The organism is Bacillus sp. H1a (genome assembly GCF_000633475.1).
Taxonomy (GTDB): Bacteria; Bacillota; Bacilli; order Bacillales; family Bacillaceae_G; genus Bacillus_A; species Bacillus_A paramycoides.
Map to the genome: position 1 here is coordinate 1 of NZ_AYMH01000159.1, position 256 is coordinate 256.

Annotated in this window: 1 protein-coding gene; it reads right to left on the minus strand. The window is 33.6% G+C overall.

Annotation, left to right across the window (positions count from 1 at the left end):
* Positions 1-256 (minus strand): prealbumin-like fold domain-containing protein (locus U860_RS32370; protein WP_033795520.1); only part of this gene is annotated, 256 nt, incomplete at both ends.

Consider the following 256-nt stretch of genomic DNA (forward strand, 5'->3'; position numbering starts at 1 on the left):
ACGATATGCTTAATAATTTCTCCATTCTCTTTTATTTCAAACGAGAATGTCTCCTCATTCATTACATATCCATTCGGCGCTATTGTTTCTTTATACGTATACTTTCCGTATGGTAGTTTAAATTTCGCTACACCTTGCTCATTCGTTTTTCCTTTTGCTACTTCTTTTCCTTGTTCGTTATAAATTGTAAACTCTGCATTTGGCAGTTTCGTATTTCCATCTGCTACATCTACTTTTGTTATTTCTAGTTCACCTT